Source organism: Megasphaera massiliensis, assembly GCF_036305205.1.
Taxonomy (GTDB): Bacteria; Bacillota; Negativicutes; order Veillonellales; family Megasphaeraceae; genus Megasphaera; species Megasphaera massiliensis.
Genome location: NZ_JAXIXE010000036.1, coordinates 1 through 14966 on the forward strand (window position 1 = coordinate 1; position 14966 = coordinate 14966).

At 51.2% G+C, this 14966-nt stretch carries 15 protein-coding genes; 7 read left to right on the top strand and 8 right to left on the bottom strand.

Translation table 11 applies throughout. The features are described from left to right. Positions 1 to 300 precede the first annotated feature (300 nt). The 3 genes from UCI88_RS06910 (at position 301) to UCI88_RS06920 (ending at position 1591) form a co-directional block, all read left to right on the top strand. Entirely contained in the window at positions 301 to 483 is a 183-nt protein-coding gene (locus UCI88_RS06910) for a hypothetical protein (protein WP_256179317.1), read from the top strand. Positions 484 to 678: 195 nt separating this feature from the next. Further along, positions 679 to 1242, top strand: coding sequence for a nuclear transport factor 2 family protein (locus UCI88_RS06915; RefSeq protein ID WP_044503600.1), 564 nt, complete (start codon positions 679 to 681; stop codon positions 1240 to 1242). A gap of 55 nt (positions 1243 to 1297) precedes the next feature. After that, a complete protein-coding gene (locus UCI88_RS06920) occupies positions 1298 to 1591 on the top strand; it encodes a hypothetical protein (protein WP_256179316.1) in 294 nt (97 codons plus the stop codon). Positions 1592 to 1825: 234 nt separating this feature from the next. On the opposite strand, the gene UCI88_RS06925 is transcribed toward UCI88_RS06920, so the two are convergent. The 4 genes from UCI88_RS06925 to clpB form a co-directional block, all read right to left on the bottom strand. Further along, positions 1826 to 2716 (bottom strand): hypothetical protein, encoded by an 891-nt coding sequence (locus tag UCI88_RS06925; RefSeq protein WP_256179315.1) that lies wholly within the window; start codon positions 2714 to 2716, stop codon positions 1826 to 1828. Between the two features lie 220 nt (positions 2717 to 2936). Next, positions 2937 to 3539: an HD-GYP domain-containing protein gene (locus UCI88_RS06930; RefSeq protein WP_065359926.1), complete on the bottom strand. Its 603-nt coding sequence runs from the start codon at positions 3537 to 3539 to the stop codon at positions 2937 to 2939. A 30-nt stretch (positions 3540 to 3569) separates the two neighbouring features. Then, complete coding sequence (locus UCI88_RS06935; RefSeq protein ID WP_044503603.1) at positions 3570 to 4073, bottom strand: S-adenosylmethionine decarboxylase family protein; 504 nt, start codon at positions 4071 to 4073, stop codon at positions 3570 to 3572. Between the two features lie 109 nt (positions 4074 to 4182). Next, positions 4183 to 6771, bottom strand: a complete 2589-nt coding sequence (gene clpB / locus UCI88_RS06940; RefSeq protein ID WP_256179314.1) for an ATP-dependent chaperone ClpB — start codon at positions 6769 to 6771, stop codon at positions 4183 to 4185. Between the two features lie 223 nt (positions 6772 to 6994). Between clpB and UCI88_RS06945 the strand changes: the two genes are divergently transcribed. Then, on the top strand, positions 6995 to 7801 hold the full coding sequence (locus tag UCI88_RS06945) for a tetratricopeptide repeat protein (RefSeq protein WP_256179313.1): 807 nt from the start codon (positions 6995 to 6997) through the stop codon (positions 7799 to 7801). On the opposite strand, the gene gltS is transcribed toward UCI88_RS06945, so the two are convergent. Beyond that, positions 7798 to 9060, bottom strand: coding sequence for a sodium/glutamate symporter (gltS, locus tag UCI88_RS06950; RefSeq protein WP_256179312.1), 1263 nt, complete (start codon positions 9058 to 9060; stop codon positions 7798 to 7800). The two genes, UCI88_RS06945 and gltS, sit on opposite strands and share 4 nt — an antisense overlap. Positions 9061 to 9194: 134 nt before the next feature. Then, positions 9195 to 10406, bottom strand: coding sequence for a tRNA(Met) cytidine acetate ligase (locus tag UCI88_RS06955; protein ID WP_256179311.1), 1212 nt, complete (start codon positions 10404 to 10406; stop codon positions 9195 to 9197). A gap of 282 nt (positions 10407 to 10688) precedes the next feature. On the opposite strand from UCI88_RS06955, the gene UCI88_RS06960 reads away from it, so the two are divergent. Genes UCI88_RS06960 through UCI88_RS06970 form a run of 3 tightly spaced genes read left to right on the top strand, consistent with a single transcriptional unit; the run spans position 10689 to position 13165 of the window. After that, positions 10689 to 11225, top strand: coding sequence for a hypothetical protein (locus UCI88_RS06960; protein ID WP_256179310.1), 537 nt, complete (start codon positions 10689 to 10691; stop codon positions 11223 to 11225). 31 nt (positions 11226 to 11256) lie between these two features. Then, positions 11257 to 12453, top strand: a complete 1197-nt coding sequence (locus UCI88_RS06965; RefSeq protein ID WP_044503608.1) for an acetate/propionate family kinase — start codon at positions 11257 to 11259, stop codon at positions 12451 to 12453. A 25-nt stretch (positions 12454 to 12478) separates the two neighbouring features. Beyond that, positions 12479 to 13165: an HAD family hydrolase gene (locus UCI88_RS06970; RefSeq protein WP_065359920.1), complete on the top strand. Its 687-nt coding sequence runs from the start codon at positions 12479 to 12481 to the stop codon at positions 13163 to 13165. Positions 13166 to 13199: 34 nt separating this feature from the next. Here UCI88_RS06970 and UCI88_RS06975 read toward each other — a convergent pair whose 3' ends face one another. Further along, a complete protein-coding gene (locus UCI88_RS06975) occupies positions 13200 to 13520 on the bottom strand; it encodes a hypothetical protein (RefSeq protein ID WP_230198035.1) in 321 nt (106 codons plus the stop codon). A 74-nt stretch (positions 13521 to 13594) separates the two neighbouring features. Then, a complete protein-coding gene (locus UCI88_RS06980) occupies positions 13595 to 14506 on the bottom strand; it encodes a LysR family transcriptional regulator (RefSeq protein WP_330024154.1) in 912 nt (303 codons plus the stop codon). Between the last annotated feature and the right edge of the window lie 460 nt (positions 14507 to 14966).

The window sequence follows — 14966 nt, forward strand, 5'->3', positions numbered from 1 at the left end:
CAGGACGCCAAGAAGGCGAAAGCCGGCTGACGACGTTGTTAAGACTGCTGAAAGCCGATGGCCGTCTGCAGGATCTGGAATTGGCCATCGACGATGAAAAGGCCAGAGAAAAACTGTATGAGGAATATCATATTAATTAAAGAAAATCATAGTACAGCCGGATACGTTTGGTGACGCAGCCGGCTGTTTTTCTAGAACTGTCTATAGAGTTTCAACCGTCCGAAAAAGGGAAGCGATTATGAACAACTGCCGGAAAGCTACGTCATCTTTATTACAGAAAACGATGTCTGGCAGCATGGCTTGGACCGCTACCATGTCAACCGGATCATCGAAGAATTGAACCGGCCTTTTGAAGACGGCAGTCACATTATCTACGTCAATGGCAATTACAAGGGCCATGATAAAACGGCACAGCGCCAGAAGCCGGCAGATGGACAGCCTCATCAAGAATTTACAAGGGCAGGAACTCATCAGAAATCTTGATGAAAGGTTATGGTACAGCCTAATATCTTTTATTATAGTATACAGCAAAGAGAATATCAGGGTAATCTTTAAAGACGGGGCGGAACTCAAGGGGGAATCAAGGGATTTTTTTGCTTGACTAGTCTCTGTATATAAGTGATAAAATAATAAAGAATAAATCAACGATAAATACTTTAATAAAAGGAGGAATAATAGATGAAAAAGTCGTGTTTTTTAATGATGACCGCGATGATTATCGCCAGTGGTATGGGGATTCAGCCAGCAATTGGAGCAACCGTGGAGGCTGTAAAGCCGGCTATTGCTGTGCCAGATACCGATCGGAAGAGCATTGCGGATAAAATAGCTATCCGTGAACTTATAGATACGTTTTCAATTGAGGCGGATAATAAAGATGGCATATCGCAGATTGACCTTTTTACGAAAGATGCTGTTGTGGAGAATTACAACAATGGCAAGCTGACGCAAACTTTAAAAGGCAATGAAAATATTGGCAAGGCCTTTGACGACTTTTTAAAGACACAGGATGTTGTTTATCATATAAATGGACAGCAGGTCATACATCTAAATGGGAATAAAGCAGACGGAATCAGTTATTGCTTTGTTACTCTTATTTATACGGATAAAGAGGGCAAAACTATGAAACGTCAGACAGGCGTCCGCTATGTAGATGATTATGTATTCCAAAATGGTCGTTGGCTGATTGCGCATCGAAAAGCCTATTTTAATTGGAGCGAACAGGTCCCGTATCAAGGCGGCTGAAAAAGCCAATAGTCACATCATCTACGTCAATGGCAATTATAAGGGAAATGATGACATGGGCAAGCTGATGAATGATTTTCGCAGTGAGAACGTAGAAGACATGGTGTTGGAACCCTTGAAAGAAACGGTCCATCGTTACAAAAACAACCCGGAGGAGGTGGCGGTTATGTGCGCAGAACTTGAAAAATGGAGCCTTGAAGAACGTCAGGAAGGACGTCAAGAAGGCGAAAGCCGGTTGACGACATTGTTAAGACTGCTGAAAGCCGATGACCGTCTGCAGGATCTGGAATTGGCTATCGACGATGAAAAGGCCAGAGAAAAGCTGTATCAGGAATATCATTTTAATTGAAGAAAATCATAGCACAGCCGTTTACGTTTTGTGTAACGCAGACGGCTGTTTTGCTAAAATACAGAGGTAACGCCGCTTTGATGCGAAATGGTGCCATGACGTGATCGGTTGGTCATCACCAATGAGTACCGTGACATACTATCATTGAATACGTTAAAAAGCCTGATTTCTAGTAACTGAGAAATCAGGCTTTTTGGCGTTGTGGAGGTAGTGTATGAGGTCTCGGATTTGATGTCAATCTTCTTCGTCCCCGGTCCGCTTGGGCCCGGGATCGGCGACGAGGGTGCTGTCGGCAATGGGATCCGTCGGCGTCGTCGGGGTCTCTCCGGAAGGAACTGTGCCATGGCTGCTGGAATAATGGCCGGCATGGGGGACGGATTGGCCGTGATAGGAGTAGTTGTTATAGACGATGCCGTCGGGATTGGTGGCTTCGTAGCCTCTAACGTGATGCATCGTGCCGTCCGGTCCCGTTCGGTAATAGTCGTGGGTATAGTGAGTGCCCGGGGCCGGCGTGACGGCATCGGAACCGCCGTGGATGTCGCCGCCGTGCGCCGTATCGACGGCTGTGTCGGCAGCATCGGCGATGGCGTCAAAGCCGCCAAAGGCCTTGATGAAGGGCAGGCAGAGGAGGATGATGAGCAGCGGCGCGACGCCCATGATGGGAAGAGCCCGTTCGAGGGTGTAATGATGATGGTAAAGCCAAATCAGGATGAGGTGGAAACCGACGGCAGCGACGAAGCCCGTGAGCAGGGCTGGAATCATTTCGACGGTCGTACTGCGAAGAACTGCAAAGTAGAAACCTACGCCGTACATATAGAATCCGGCCAGAACGGCCCGCCAATTGGCCGCAATATATTTCAGACGCAGGAAGAAGATGACCGCCATGATGATAAAGGCGATGGGCGCCAAAAAGGGAAAGAGGCTGATGAGGAGCACCGTAATGGCTGCCGTGATGACGATGTACATGATGCGCCGCCAGGTAAAGGTGATGAATAAGATGACGACACCTACGATGGAAGCGATTTGATAATCGAGGGTCACCATATTGATGAAAACATAAAGCCAGGTAATGAGTAAGATTGTCAGGTGAGCTGCACGGTCCGCACGCTGGGGGGCCAGGTTCAATATCATCACATCCTTTAGCAAAATTAGCCGTGAATAAGCCGTATAATTACATTTAATTATATCATATATTTTCTATGGACGAGGGGGATAATAGAGGCTTTTCTTCTTTTTTACGAAAGGATATGTTACCGGTTTTCCGGCTATCCGCAGGTAACGACAAAAAGCGCCGCTGTCCGGCAGGAGATGCTGTCAGACAACGGCGCTTTGCATATGCTTTTTATCAGCCTAAGATTTCAATGAAGGCCTTGACCACTTCCGGGTCAAAGAGGAGGCCGGATGAACTGAAGAGTTCGCGGACGGCCTGTTTTTTCGTTTTCGCCCAAAATTCAGTCGACGGATTGATGATCATGTCATAGTAGTCGGCCACGGCGATGACCCGCGCTCCCAAGGGGATGTTGGCTCCGCGCAGGTGTTTGGGAAAGCCCGAACCGTCCCAGTGTTCATGGTGATAGCGGATGTAAGGCACGATGTCCTGGCAGCAGGGGATGTTTTCCAACATATTGCCGCCGGCTGCTGCATGGCGCTTGTACTGGGCCATTTCCGAGCGGTTGAGATAGGGTATCTTGACTAAAAGTGTATTAGATACGACCAAAAGACCAACGTCATGGAGGAGAGCAGCGTATTTTATCTGTTCGATTTCGCTCTTTGGCAGCATGAGTTTGGCGGCGATACTGACGCTGTAGTTGGCAACTTGCAGGGAGTGCATATATAAGCGCTGACTTTTTAGCTGTATGAAGTTGAGCAACTCTGCCGTAATGCCGTCAAGAGACGTCATTTCTTCACGGGCAATGCCCGCTGCTTGATTTAACGATACCATATACATGACAAACAAACCCTTTCATCTGCAACCATACTATTCGTTCGTCGTCCGATTCGACTGGCGTACTTTTTTTGGATGACGAAGGATATTGAACATTTTGGCACTCGTTTTTTTGATGCGCGCGCCTGTATTTTTCATACGCCGTGCTGTCGTAATCTTGGACTTGCGCTTCGGGCGCATGTCGCGGATTGAGCCGAAATCACCGCGGCGGATACTCGTCGCCTTGATGCGGTCGGAACGGAGGTTTACTTTTAATGCGTTCATGATTTGGCTCGTCTTAAGGTCGATGTTAAAACTGTAGATATCTACTGCCACGTAGGAGAGGAGAGGATAGGCATGGATGCTGATATGGGCGTTGCCCGATACGGCCATGCACGTCAGTTCGTCATCAATATGGAAGAAGGTAATGCCCTCAGCAGGTGCGCCGACCAAATGGAATGCGCGTTCTACCAAGGGCTGCAAGTCTTCGGCTTCGGTGAAAGAAGCTTTGCAGTTATAAAAATCGATCAGTACATGATTTCCTAATGTATTATTCATAAATCTCCACCCGTTACTTAGTTACAATTAATTATATACTGTTTTTGGGAACTTGTAAACTAAAAAGGGCCCCATGGGATATGTTAAAACCCCATGAGGCTCGTTTTAGTTATGCTTTGTGCTCACGAATGGGCGTGAAGGTAAAATCCGTTCCGTCAAAGCCGATGCTGACCGTATCGCCTTCGCGGATGGTGCCGGCGATGATGCTGCGGCTCAAGGACGTTTCGACGGTATGGGTGATCAAGCGGCGCAGGGGACGGGCACCGAACTGAGGATCGAATCCTTTGTCGGCCAATTCCTGCAGGGCTTCATCAGTCCAAGTGAGTTTGATCTTGATCTGTTTTTCCAGACGCTGACCGAGGCGTTCCAAGAGGATGGCTGCAATACTCTGTACCTGGTCTTTCTGCAGGGCCTTGAAGACGACGATGTCGTCGACTCGGTTGAGGAATTCCGGACGGAAGTACTGTTTGAGGAGGTCACGGACCTTCTGGTTGGCCTGTTCGTAATCCGGCGTTTCCAAAATTTCATGAGAACCCAGGTTACTGGTCATGATGATGATCGTGTTCTTGAAGTTGACGACCCGGCCCTTGCCGTCAGTCAGGCGGCCGTCATCGAGGATTTGCAGGAGGACGTTGAAGATGTCGGGATGGGCCTTTTCGATTTCATCGAGGAGGATGACGCTGTAGGGACGGCGGCGAACGGCTTCGGTGAGCTGACCGCCTTCGTCATAGCCGACGTATCCCGGAGGCGCCCCAATCAGGCGCGATACGGTATGTTTTTCCATGTATTCTGACATGTCGATGCGGATGATGTTCCGTTCGTCATCGAAGAGGGATTCCGCTAAGGTCTTGGCAAGTTCGGTCTTGCCGACGCCGGTCGGCCCCAGGAAGATGAAGGAACCGATGGGACGGTTCGGGTCTTTGATACCGGCACGGGCGCGGATGATGGCGTCGCTGACGACTTGGACGGCTTCGTCCTGGCCGACGACGCGTTTATGGAGGGTTTCGTCGAGGTGGAGCAGTTTTTCCCGTTCGCCGGTCATCATCTTAGTGACGGGGATGCCCGTCCAGCGGCTGACGACCTGGGCGATGTCTTCTTCGCCGACTTCTTCTTTCAGGAGCTGCGAATCCTGTTTCTGTGCCAGGTGAGCTTCCTGTTCCGCCAGTTGTTTTTCCAGTTCCGGCAATTTGCCGTACTTCAGTTCTGATGCTTTCGCCAAGTCGTAGTTGCGTTCGGCCTGAGCCATTTCGCCCTTGACGGCGTCGATTTCTTTTTTCAGTTCCTGTGTGTGCAGGATGGACTGTTTTTCCGTATCCCACTGGGATTTGAGCTGGTTTTCTTTTTCCTTTAATTCATTTTTCATGGTCGTAATCTTAGCCAGCCGTTCTTTGGAAGCGTCGTCCGTTTCTTTGGTCAGGGACTGTTCTTCGATTTCGAGCTGCATGATCTTATGGCTCAATTCGTCGATCGGCGTCGGCATGGATTCGATTTCCGTGCGCAGCTTGGCAGCGGCTTCGTCGACGAGGTCGATGGCCTTGTCGGGCAGGAAGCGGTCCGAGATGTAGCGGTCCGAAAGGACGGCAGCCGCAACCAGGGCCTTATCGCGGATGCGGACGCCGTGATGGACTTCATAGCGTTCTTTCAGGCCGCGGAGAATGGTGATTGTATCTTCGACGGAAGGCTGGTCGACCATGACCGGCTGGAAACGCCGTTCGAGGGCAGCGTCCTTTTCGATGTATTTCTGGTATTCGTTGAGGGTCGTAGCCCCGATGCAGCGCAGGTCGCCGCGGGCCAGCATCGGTTTCAGGATATTGCCGGCGTCCATGGAGCCTTCGGACGCGCCGGCGCCGACGACGGTGTGGATTTCATCGATGAAGAGGAGAATCTGACCGTCTGATTTGGCGATTTCATTGAGGACCGATTTCAACCGTTCTTCGAATTCACCGCGGTATTTGGCCCCGGCAATGAGAGAACCCATGTCGAGGGAGTAGAGGGTCTTGTTCTTTAAGGATTCGGGAATGTCTCCGCTGACGATGCGGCGGGCCAATCCTTCGACGATGGCCGTTTTACCGACGCCCGGTTCCCCGATGAGGACCGGGTTGTTCTTACGGCGACGCGACAAGATTTCGATGGTCCGTCGGATTTCGTCGTCACGGCCGATGACGGGATCGAGCTTATTCTGGCGGGCAGCTGCCGTCAGGTCGCGGCCGTATTTTTCCAGGGCTTTGTAGTTGCCTTCAGGGTTGTCGGTATTGACGTTGGCCTTGCGGTTGGCCTTGATGGTACTCATGATCTTGTCTTGGTGCAGGCCGAATTCACGGCACAGTTCCTGGACGTCGCTGCTGCTTTCGCTGACGATGCCGAGGAGCAGGTGTTCCGTACTGATGTAGTCATCGTGCATGGAGTCGGCTAATTGCTGGGCTTTGCCGATGACCCGGACCATTTCCGTCGACATCGACATCTGGCTCGAACCTTGGACGGAAGGGATTTTCTTCAGCAGCTGTTCCAGACGTGCCTGGAGCATGGGGACGTCGGTCTGACATTCCGTAAGGATGGTGCTCAGCAGGCCTTCAGGCTCTTTGAGCAGGCCCATGAGCATGTGGACCGAGGAGATTTCTTGGTTGTAATGGAGGGCGGCAATCTGCTGGGCAGACTGGAAGGCTTCCATGACTTTCTGTGTATATTTTTCGTTTCCCATAAGTAAGACCTCCTTATTATGGCGATTGTATTCAGGATTAGGAGCTTTTCGCTAGCTTCTAGTATCATTATAGCTATAAAAGTCAAAAAGTCAATATGTCAAAAAGGAAAATTTGTAAATCTTTTGGAAAAGACTTTGTTGACAGTCCTCATCCTTTCCCCTACAATCGAGGCAGTATAAAGATTGTCTTCCGTCATGGGAGACCGATGAAAGGAGTCCGACGATGGACGAAACAGAACGACTGGCCTTTAGCGGCGATGCAGCGGCTCAATGTGCCATGGGAGACGATTATTTCTTTGACGCTTTTGACGCCGATATAGAAGATAAAGATGATTTATATAGGAAGGCTTTTTACTGGTACAGCCGTTCGGCCAAGGGCGGTTATGCTGCCGGTCAGTATAACTTGGGCTACCAGTATGAGCATGGGTTAGGTACGGAGCGCGATATCGAACAGGCTGTCCTTTGGTACGGTGCGGCCGCCAGCCACGGCTATGGAGCGGCTGAGAATAATTTAGGCCATCTCTATGAAATAGGGGATGATCTCCCTCAGGATTACGAAAAGGCCCTGTACTGGTACCGGCGGGCTGCCGAACACGACGACGGCGACGGCCAGTGCAATGCGGCCATCATGTATCAGTTCGGCTACACCGGGGAGCCGGATTATGAAAAAGCCGCCTATTGGTATGCTAAGGCGGCAGATCAGGGAAATGTCATTGCCGGAAACAATCTCGGCTATCTCTATGAAAAAGGATATGGCGTTCCTCAAGACTGGGAACTGGCTGCGCACTGGTACTATGAAGCGGCCATGGCCGGCGACGGGCCGGCGCAGAATAACTTGGGCGTCCTTTACCGTGACGGCCACGGCGTCGCCCGTGACAGCATTCAGGCGGCTTACTGGTTTGCCCAGTCTGCAGCGTCAGGCTATAAAGAGGGCATGAAAAATTACGCCACCGCCCTGGAAACAGGCGATGGCGTAGAGTTGAATCGTGATGAAGCTCGATATTGGCGAAATAAAAGCCGGGACGATTAGTGGAGAATATTGATAAATACCGTAATGATCGTGGCATTGACCGGGTCGATGATTAAGGACCCGATGAGGGGAATGACGAAGAAGGCCGTCGGTGCCGGGCCGAAGATTTCCGTCATGGCCGTCATATTGGCGATGGCGTTGGGCGTAGCCCCTAAGCCGAAGCCGCAGACGCCGCTGGTCATGACGGCAGCTTCGTAATCGCGGCCCATGATGCGGAAGACGATGAAGTAGGCGAAAAGAGCCATGAACAGGGCCTGGCTGAGGAGCATGACGACCAGAGGTACGGCAAGGTCCGCCAACTGCCAGAGCTTGAGGCTCATGAGGACGCAGGTCAAAAAGACGGTCAGGCTCAGATTGCCCAGGACTTCGCTTTCATGCTGGTAGACTTTGAAGCTGTGCGTGAAGTCGGCGATGTTGCGGATGATGGCAGCGACGATCATCGAGCCGATATAGCCCGGGAAGACAAGGCCGATGCTGCTGAAGAAACCGCTGACGATCGTTCCGAGACCCATGGCCAGGAAGAGGTGGGCCATGGCGTTCATGAAGCGGTAGTTGTCGATGGTCTGGCCGATTTTGTTTTCAATCTTGATGGCGTTTTCGGCCCGTTCTTTATCGCCGGCTACGGCTTTTAACCGCGATACGGCGTCGGCGTTGGCCGAAGGATCGAACCGTTCTGATTCAGCCGAGCTGACCAGATGGTGTTTGTGAATCAGTCCTTCCCCAATCGGACCGCCGATAACACCGCCGGCGACGAGGCCGAAGGTAGCGGCGGCGACGGAAATGGTGACGCCGCTGTCAAGGCCGATGTCTTCCAACAAGGGACCGAAGGCCGCTGCCGTGCCGTGACCGCCGACCATGGGAACCGATCCCGTTGCCAGTCCCATGAGAGGACTGAGGTCGAAGACTGTCGCGAGGCTCACCCCGATGATATTCTGTAAGGTGATGAGAATCGTCGTGACGATGGCCATTTTAAAGACCATGATGCCGCCTCGTTTGATAAGGCTGATGCTGGCCGTGTAGCCGACACTGGTGAAAAAGAGCATCATACAGATGTTTTGCATAATCGTATCCTGCTCGTACTGCCAAAGACCCTGTGTATAGAGAATGCAGTTGATGATAGCGAATAAGATGCCTCCGACGACCGGAGCGGGGATACAGTACTTGCGCAGGACGTCGAATTTTGCACGCAAGAATACGCCGGTATAGTAAACGACAATCGCTGCGGCTAATGTTTGATAAATATTAAGATTTACAGCCACAAATAAGCCCCCTTCATATTTTACCGATTATGGTCAGAATCGATGAAATAGGTTATGAAAAAATAAAAAATACAGTACTTATGATAACAGATTTTGGGCTGTAAAACAAATATATGGATAAAAATAAGCGGAGGTTACGGTTCACGATCGCCTTGGGGAAGATAGCTGGGGGAGGTATAATAGTCCCTTCGTCCTTGGCGGCAAGAAGCGCTGCGGAAACAGAGCGCTTGAATGTCGTTGGCCCGGATATCAAGGGTAAGCTGTGCCTGTCCGAGAGGGGACAGGATTTTTTTTGCCTGCGCCGGTTTGGTTATGATGGGGAAGGTTCCTTTTGCTTTTTTCAAGAAGGCGGCGCCGCGCTCGTTGAAGGCCAGGATGCGGCCGTATTGAGGCCCTTCACGGTAGGATTCATTGAAGAAATCTTGTGACGGCTGCAGGACCGTATAGGCGCCCATGCGGCACAGGCGGCTGAATGCATAGCGCTTGGTCTTGACGGCGGCCAGGGCTTCTTCATACGTCGAAAGGGTAGAGAAGGCCCGGTGCCAACGGTTTTCGAGGCCTTCGGTAAAGGCCGGCAGGCAGCGGAGCTGTTCCGGTGTCAAGAGGCGCCCTTCAAGGCTGACGAAATCGCCGTAGCGATCGTAGTCCGTGAAAGAACCGGCTCTCAATAGGGCTTCGATGTCGCTGTGGTTGGCCGGCGGCAAATAGGCTGCGACGCGGGACGTGAATCCCTTTTTCAGTTCCCGGCGGAGAGCCGAGGCACTGGTGAAAGGCTGGTCGAAGCTGTTTTCAGCATGGCTTCCGCGGCGAGGGACGGTTTGCATCGCAAGGGGAGACGGCAGGGCGAGGATGGCTTTTGCATATTCAAGAGCCAAGAGGGCATTGGGCTGATCCAAAAGGCCGGCCAGTTCCGGCAGGGTCTTTGCCAGGTCATCTGTCTGATTCCGACCGGCCGTGGCCGTCTTTGTCGATCCATCGTACGAGAGGCTCAAGGCGGTTTTTCCCAGGCGGAGAAAGTCGGCAGCCGTCCCCTCTTCGACGCCGCAGGCAAGGGAGGTGCAGCCAAGGCGATAGGCTAAACGGATGCCGCCTGAGGCAAATCCTTCGGCACTCGAGAGGGCATAGACGGCAGGCAGTTCAAAGACGGCATCGGCTCCGCTGCGGACGGCCCAACGGGAGCGGTGCCACTTGTCGAAGAGTGCCGGTTCGCCGCGCTGGACGAAGGCGCCGCTCAGAATGACGATGACGGCCGTATCGGGCGGACTTTGGCGGCGGATTTCCGACAGCAAATAGGCGTGGCCGGTGTGAAAGGGATTAAATTCGGCGATGACGGCAATGGCTTCCATAGCAGCCTCCTTACGTTCTAAATTTCACAATATCTGAACGGGACGAAGCCGCAGTGTCTGGCGGCACCGTCCGGAAAAGGCCGTATTTCACGAAGAAACACAGTATAAGTTGTTTATAAGTATACGGAAGGTAAAGAAAATCGTCAATGGATGCCGTTCATTCTTTTTGGCTGTTTGGGCGGATAGCTAAAGTATTTCCAATTCCTGCTTTTTTTAGATGACGCTATAAGGCTTTTATGCTATAATGAACCTAGTCTGTAGAAAGCATAAATAGGTGATTGTATGAAGGGATTGAAAGGACTTGCAGCTGCGGCCATGGTCTCAGCTGCCGTATTGTTAGCCGGCTGTGGCAGCAATACGATGCTTGAAGAATACAGTTTCGGCTATGTCCAGTTAAAGGCCGGAAATTCGGAAGTGTACGTCATGACCCCGTTTGACCTGGCACACGTGAATCGCCAGGACGGCGAAGGCATGATGTATATTAACAATGACAAACACATCGATGTCGTCGCTGTTTCTGAAACAGCCGGCGAAACGACGCCTGTTGCCATGGCAGATAAATACGTTGCCATGCTGAAACAGACACCGGATGTATCTGATCTGCAAACGAAGATTACCGAAGCCGAAGAGAGCGGGCGCAAGGCTACCGTCGTCGACGCCTCCTATACGGAGCCCTTGAACGGCCAGCCGGCGAAGCTCACCGTGCGGAGTTTCTTCTTTGAAGATAATGGCCAGATTTGGCACGTCATGTACATGTACAAAGACGGTGACGAACTGGCGAAGGAAGTAGTTGACCACGTATTTGGCCAGCTAAAGTAATTTTAAAACACACGAAAGAGGGTAAAATTTCATGATCGTATTGGTTGTAAACTGCGGAAGCTCATCTTTGAAGTATCAGCTCGTCAACATGGATAATGAAGAAGTAATGGCAAAAGGTTTGGTCGAAAAAATCGGCCTCACCGATTCGCAGCTGACCCACAAATGGAATGGCCAGAAAAAAGAAATCAAACAGTCCATTCCGGATCACCAAGTAGCCGTCAAGTTAGTCCTCGACATTTTGACCGACGCTGAATGCGGCGTCATCAAATCGATGGATGCCATCGATGCTGTCGGCCACCGCGTCGTCCATGGCGGTGAAGAATTCGCTGCTTCCACGCTCATTACGGACGAAGTCATGAAAGCCTTGGAAAAATGCTCGGCCATGGCTCCGCTTCACAATCCGCCGAACATCATCGGCATCAATGCCTGCAAGGCTATTATGCCCGGCGTACCTCAGGTCGGCGTCTTCGATACGGCCTTCCATCAGACCATGCCGGCAAAAGCCTTCATGTACGGCCTCCCGTACGAACTCTATAAGGAAGATCATATCCGCCGTTACGGCTTCCACGGCACGAGCCATCGCTATGTCGCCGGTGAAGTCGCTAAAGTCATGGGCAAACCCGTTGAAGAACTGCGCATCATCAACTGCCATCTCGGCAACGGCTCTTCCTTAGCTGCTATCAAATACGGCAAATGCGTCGACACGACGATGGGCTTTACGCCGCTGGCCGGCGTCCTCATGGGTACGCGCTGCGGTGATATCGACCCGGCTATCGTCCTCAACGTCATGGACAACCATAACCTTTCGACGAAAGATATGGACAAATTGATGAACAAACAGTCCGGTGTCCTCGGCATCTCCGGCGTTTCCAGCGACTTCCGCGATCTCGGTAAAGCTGCCGGCGAAGGCAATGAACGCGCTCAGCTCGCCCTCGACATGTTCCACTATCAGGTCCGCAAGGAAATCGGTGCCTTTGCTGCTGCCATGGGCGGTGTCGATGTCATCACCTTTACGGCCGGTGTCGGCGAAAACGGCATTGAAGACCGCGCCGCCATTGCCGAAGGCCTCGAATACCTCGGTGCCAAACTCGATCCGCAGCGCAACGACGTCCGCGGCAAAGACGCTTTGATCAGCACCGACGATTCGACGGTTAAGATGTATGTCATTCCGACGAATGAAGAAATCATGATTGCCCGCGATACGAAGGACATCGTATCCAAACAGTAATAGTGCCTCGGATGGAGTGAAGACCGTGAAATTATTATACTGGGATATTGACGGAACCTTATTGAATACCGGCCATGCTGGATTGAATGCCATTAAAGAGGTCCTCCGCGATTTAAAAGGGGAGGATACACCGGTGCCGAAAATCGATGCCGGCGGCAGGACCGATAACTATATTTGTCAGCAGCTGCTCTATAAATCGACGGGCGTCATGCCGACGGATGAAGAAGTCTTTGCCTTTTGCCGCAACTATGAACAAAAGCTCTTGAAATGGCTGAAACGCAAGGCTCATGAAGGTGTCATCCTGCCGAATGCAGCAGAAAACCTGGCATTCTTCCATGGAAGGGAAGGTTACTGCCAGCTCCTCCTGACGGGGAACAGCCGCGTCGGTGCCAGCCTGAAGATGGATTTCTTCGGCTTGTCTCAGTATTTTGATTTCGACCATTCCGGCTTTGCTTTCGACTACTACTACCGCGACGACTTGGCCCGCAATGCCCTGGCCATTGCCAAACGGACTTGGGGCGATGACATTGAAGCCATGTATGTTATCGGTGACACGCCTCATGACATTCAGTGTGGAAAAGCCATTGGCGCCCGGACTATCAGCGTCGCTACCGGAAGGCATTCCTACGATGATTTGGCCAAGTGCGAACCCTGGAAAATCATTTCATCCCTTCCGGAACCGGAAGCCTTCGAAGCGCTTCTTGAATCGTGATAAATCCCTAATAAAAAAAGGAAACCCAGACTCATCACATGGAGTCTGGGTTTTTTTTCGGTTCTTCGATGCGCCACGTGTTTTCAAGGACACGGAAGTTCAACGAATGCCATTTTTTTTCTATATCGTTTAAGGTGACCGATGCTGAGTAGAGCAGGTTATTCTGTCTTTGAGCCTGTTTCTCCAGCTGGGAGATGCGGACTTGTTGGAGCGCGACGGTCTTAGACAGCGTAAGAATCTGGACCTGCAGCACCAGGTTCCATGCCAAGAGAAGAACCGCAGCGGCAGTTAGGTATCTTTGCGTCTTAGACAGACCCTGCCAAGTCTTGAGCAGGCGGCGATACTGATTGAGCAAACCGTTTCTGCCGCGCTGTATCCGGCTTTTCAGGGAACCGGCAGGAGCGGCGGGGCCTTGTCTTTCCCCGGCCATTATAAGTTGGAAATGACGCGGGCCTTATTGCGGACGAAGTCGAGCCATAATTGAGCCGCATGGGACAGGTAGTGGCCGCGTTTCCAGATGACATAGAGGACGTGCATGATTTCCGGTTCGACCAAGGGACGGACGACGACCGATTCCGAGACGCGGGGGTTGGCTTCCTTCGTCGGGCACAGGCGGCTCGGCAGGAGGGCGACGCCGAGGTTGGCGACGACGGTCTGGATCATGAGGTCGCGCTGGCTCGTTTCAAAGATGATTTTCGGCTGGAAGCCGATTTGCTTACAGTGTTGGATGATTTCGTCGTGCAGGTTGAAGTCATCGCGGTAGAGGACCAGCGATTCGTTGGCCAGTTTCTTCAAGGGAATCGTCTTTTCCTTGGACAGGATGTTGTCGCGGTGAATGATGACGTTCATCGGATCCTGGGTGAGGAAGAACGATTCAAAATCCTTTTCCTTCGGCTGGGTGCAGACGATGCCGAGGTCGATGAGGCCTTCTTGGACGCTGATTTCGACCTTCTTCGAGCCGTGTTCGTACAAGTCCAGTTCAATTTGAGGATATTCCTGCTTGAAAGCCCCTAAGAGGTTGGCGAAGATCGGCGCCCCGGTAATGGGGGGCAGGCCGATGAGAATCGTGCCCTGTTCCAATTTGAATTCATTTTCGAAGTCGGTCTTCAAATGTTCGAACATGAAGACGACCCGTTTTGCATGGGACAGGAAGATCGTGCCGGCATCGGTCAGTTCGACGGCCTTCGCATTTCGCATGAAAAGGACGACGCCCAGTTCTTCTTCCAGGGCTTTGATGGTACGGCTGATGGCGGACTGAGAAATATGCAGTGTTCGCGCTGCTTTGCTGAATGACTTCTTGTCTGCTACTTCGACAAAGTATTTAAGATGATGAAAATCCATGCTAACACCTCCACTAACTAATCGTGTATATCAAAAATAACGCTACAATATACACTACTTCGGTATACGTTTACAAAATAGCACTGAACGATGCATAAACTAGCATCACATTCCTATTGAATTTAACATTGCTTAGGCATATAATTAACTTGTAAGAAAAAGTTACAAAGTCGTTCGGTTTGTGATGGTCAGCAATTCTGAAAAGAGATATGGTAATGTGCAAATCTGTAATACCACTATAATAGTAGTACAGATTGAGAATATTAGCAATACTTTTTTTGAATATTGTCGGACCTTCCCGCGTTTTATTGCATTTTTTTCAATTATGGGACGTGTATAGTCGATACGTGAACAGAATGCATCATTGGAACCTTTGCGTGCTGTTCGCGCCTTCTGTATGAGATACAGCGGGACGTCTTTATAGCTATCTTAAGCCTATCAGTATGGAATCTTCCATATT

What these genes read in the sequence shown, in the direction of transcription:
- UCI88_RS06935 (WP_044503603.1), bottom strand. Translation starts at nt 4,073, where the DNA reads ATGAATAATACATTAGGAAATCATGTACTGATCGATTTTTATAACTGC.
- clpB (WP_256179314.1), bottom strand. Translation starts at nt 6,771, where the DNA reads ATGGGAAACGAAAAATATACACAGAAAGTCATGGAAGCCTTCCAGTCT.
- UCI88_RS06920 (WP_256179316.1), top strand. Translation starts at nt 1,298, where the DNA reads ATGGGCAAGCTGATGAATGATTTTCGCAGTGAGAACGTAGAAGACATG.
- UCI88_RS06980 (WP_330024154.1), bottom strand. Translation starts at nt 14,506, where the DNA reads ATGGATTTTCATCATCTTAAATACTTTGTCGAAGTAGCAGACAAGAAG.
- UCI88_RS06955 (WP_256179311.1), bottom strand. Translation starts at nt 10,406, where the DNA reads ATGGAAGCCATTGCCGTCATCGCCGAATTTAATCCCTTTCACACCGGC.
- UCI88_RS06960 (WP_256179310.1), top strand. Translation starts at nt 10,689, where the DNA reads ATGAAGGGATTGAAAGGACTTGCAGCTGCGGCCATGGTCTCAGCTGCC.
- UCI88_RS06930 (WP_065359926.1), bottom strand. Translation starts at nt 3,539, where the DNA reads ATGTATATGGTATCGTTAAATCAAGCAGCGGGCATTGCCCGTGAAGAA.
- UCI88_RS06915 (WP_044503600.1), top strand. Translation starts at nt 679, where the DNA reads ATGAAAAAGTCGTGTTTTTTAATGATGACCGCGATGATTATCGCCAGT.
- UCI88_RS06965 (WP_044503608.1), top strand. Translation starts at nt 11,257, where the DNA reads ATGATCGTATTGGTTGTAAACTGCGGAAGCTCATCTTTGAAGTATCAG.
- UCI88_RS06945 (WP_256179313.1), top strand. Translation starts at nt 6,995, where the DNA reads ATGGACGAAACAGAACGACTGGCCTTTAGCGGCGATGCAGCGGCTCAA.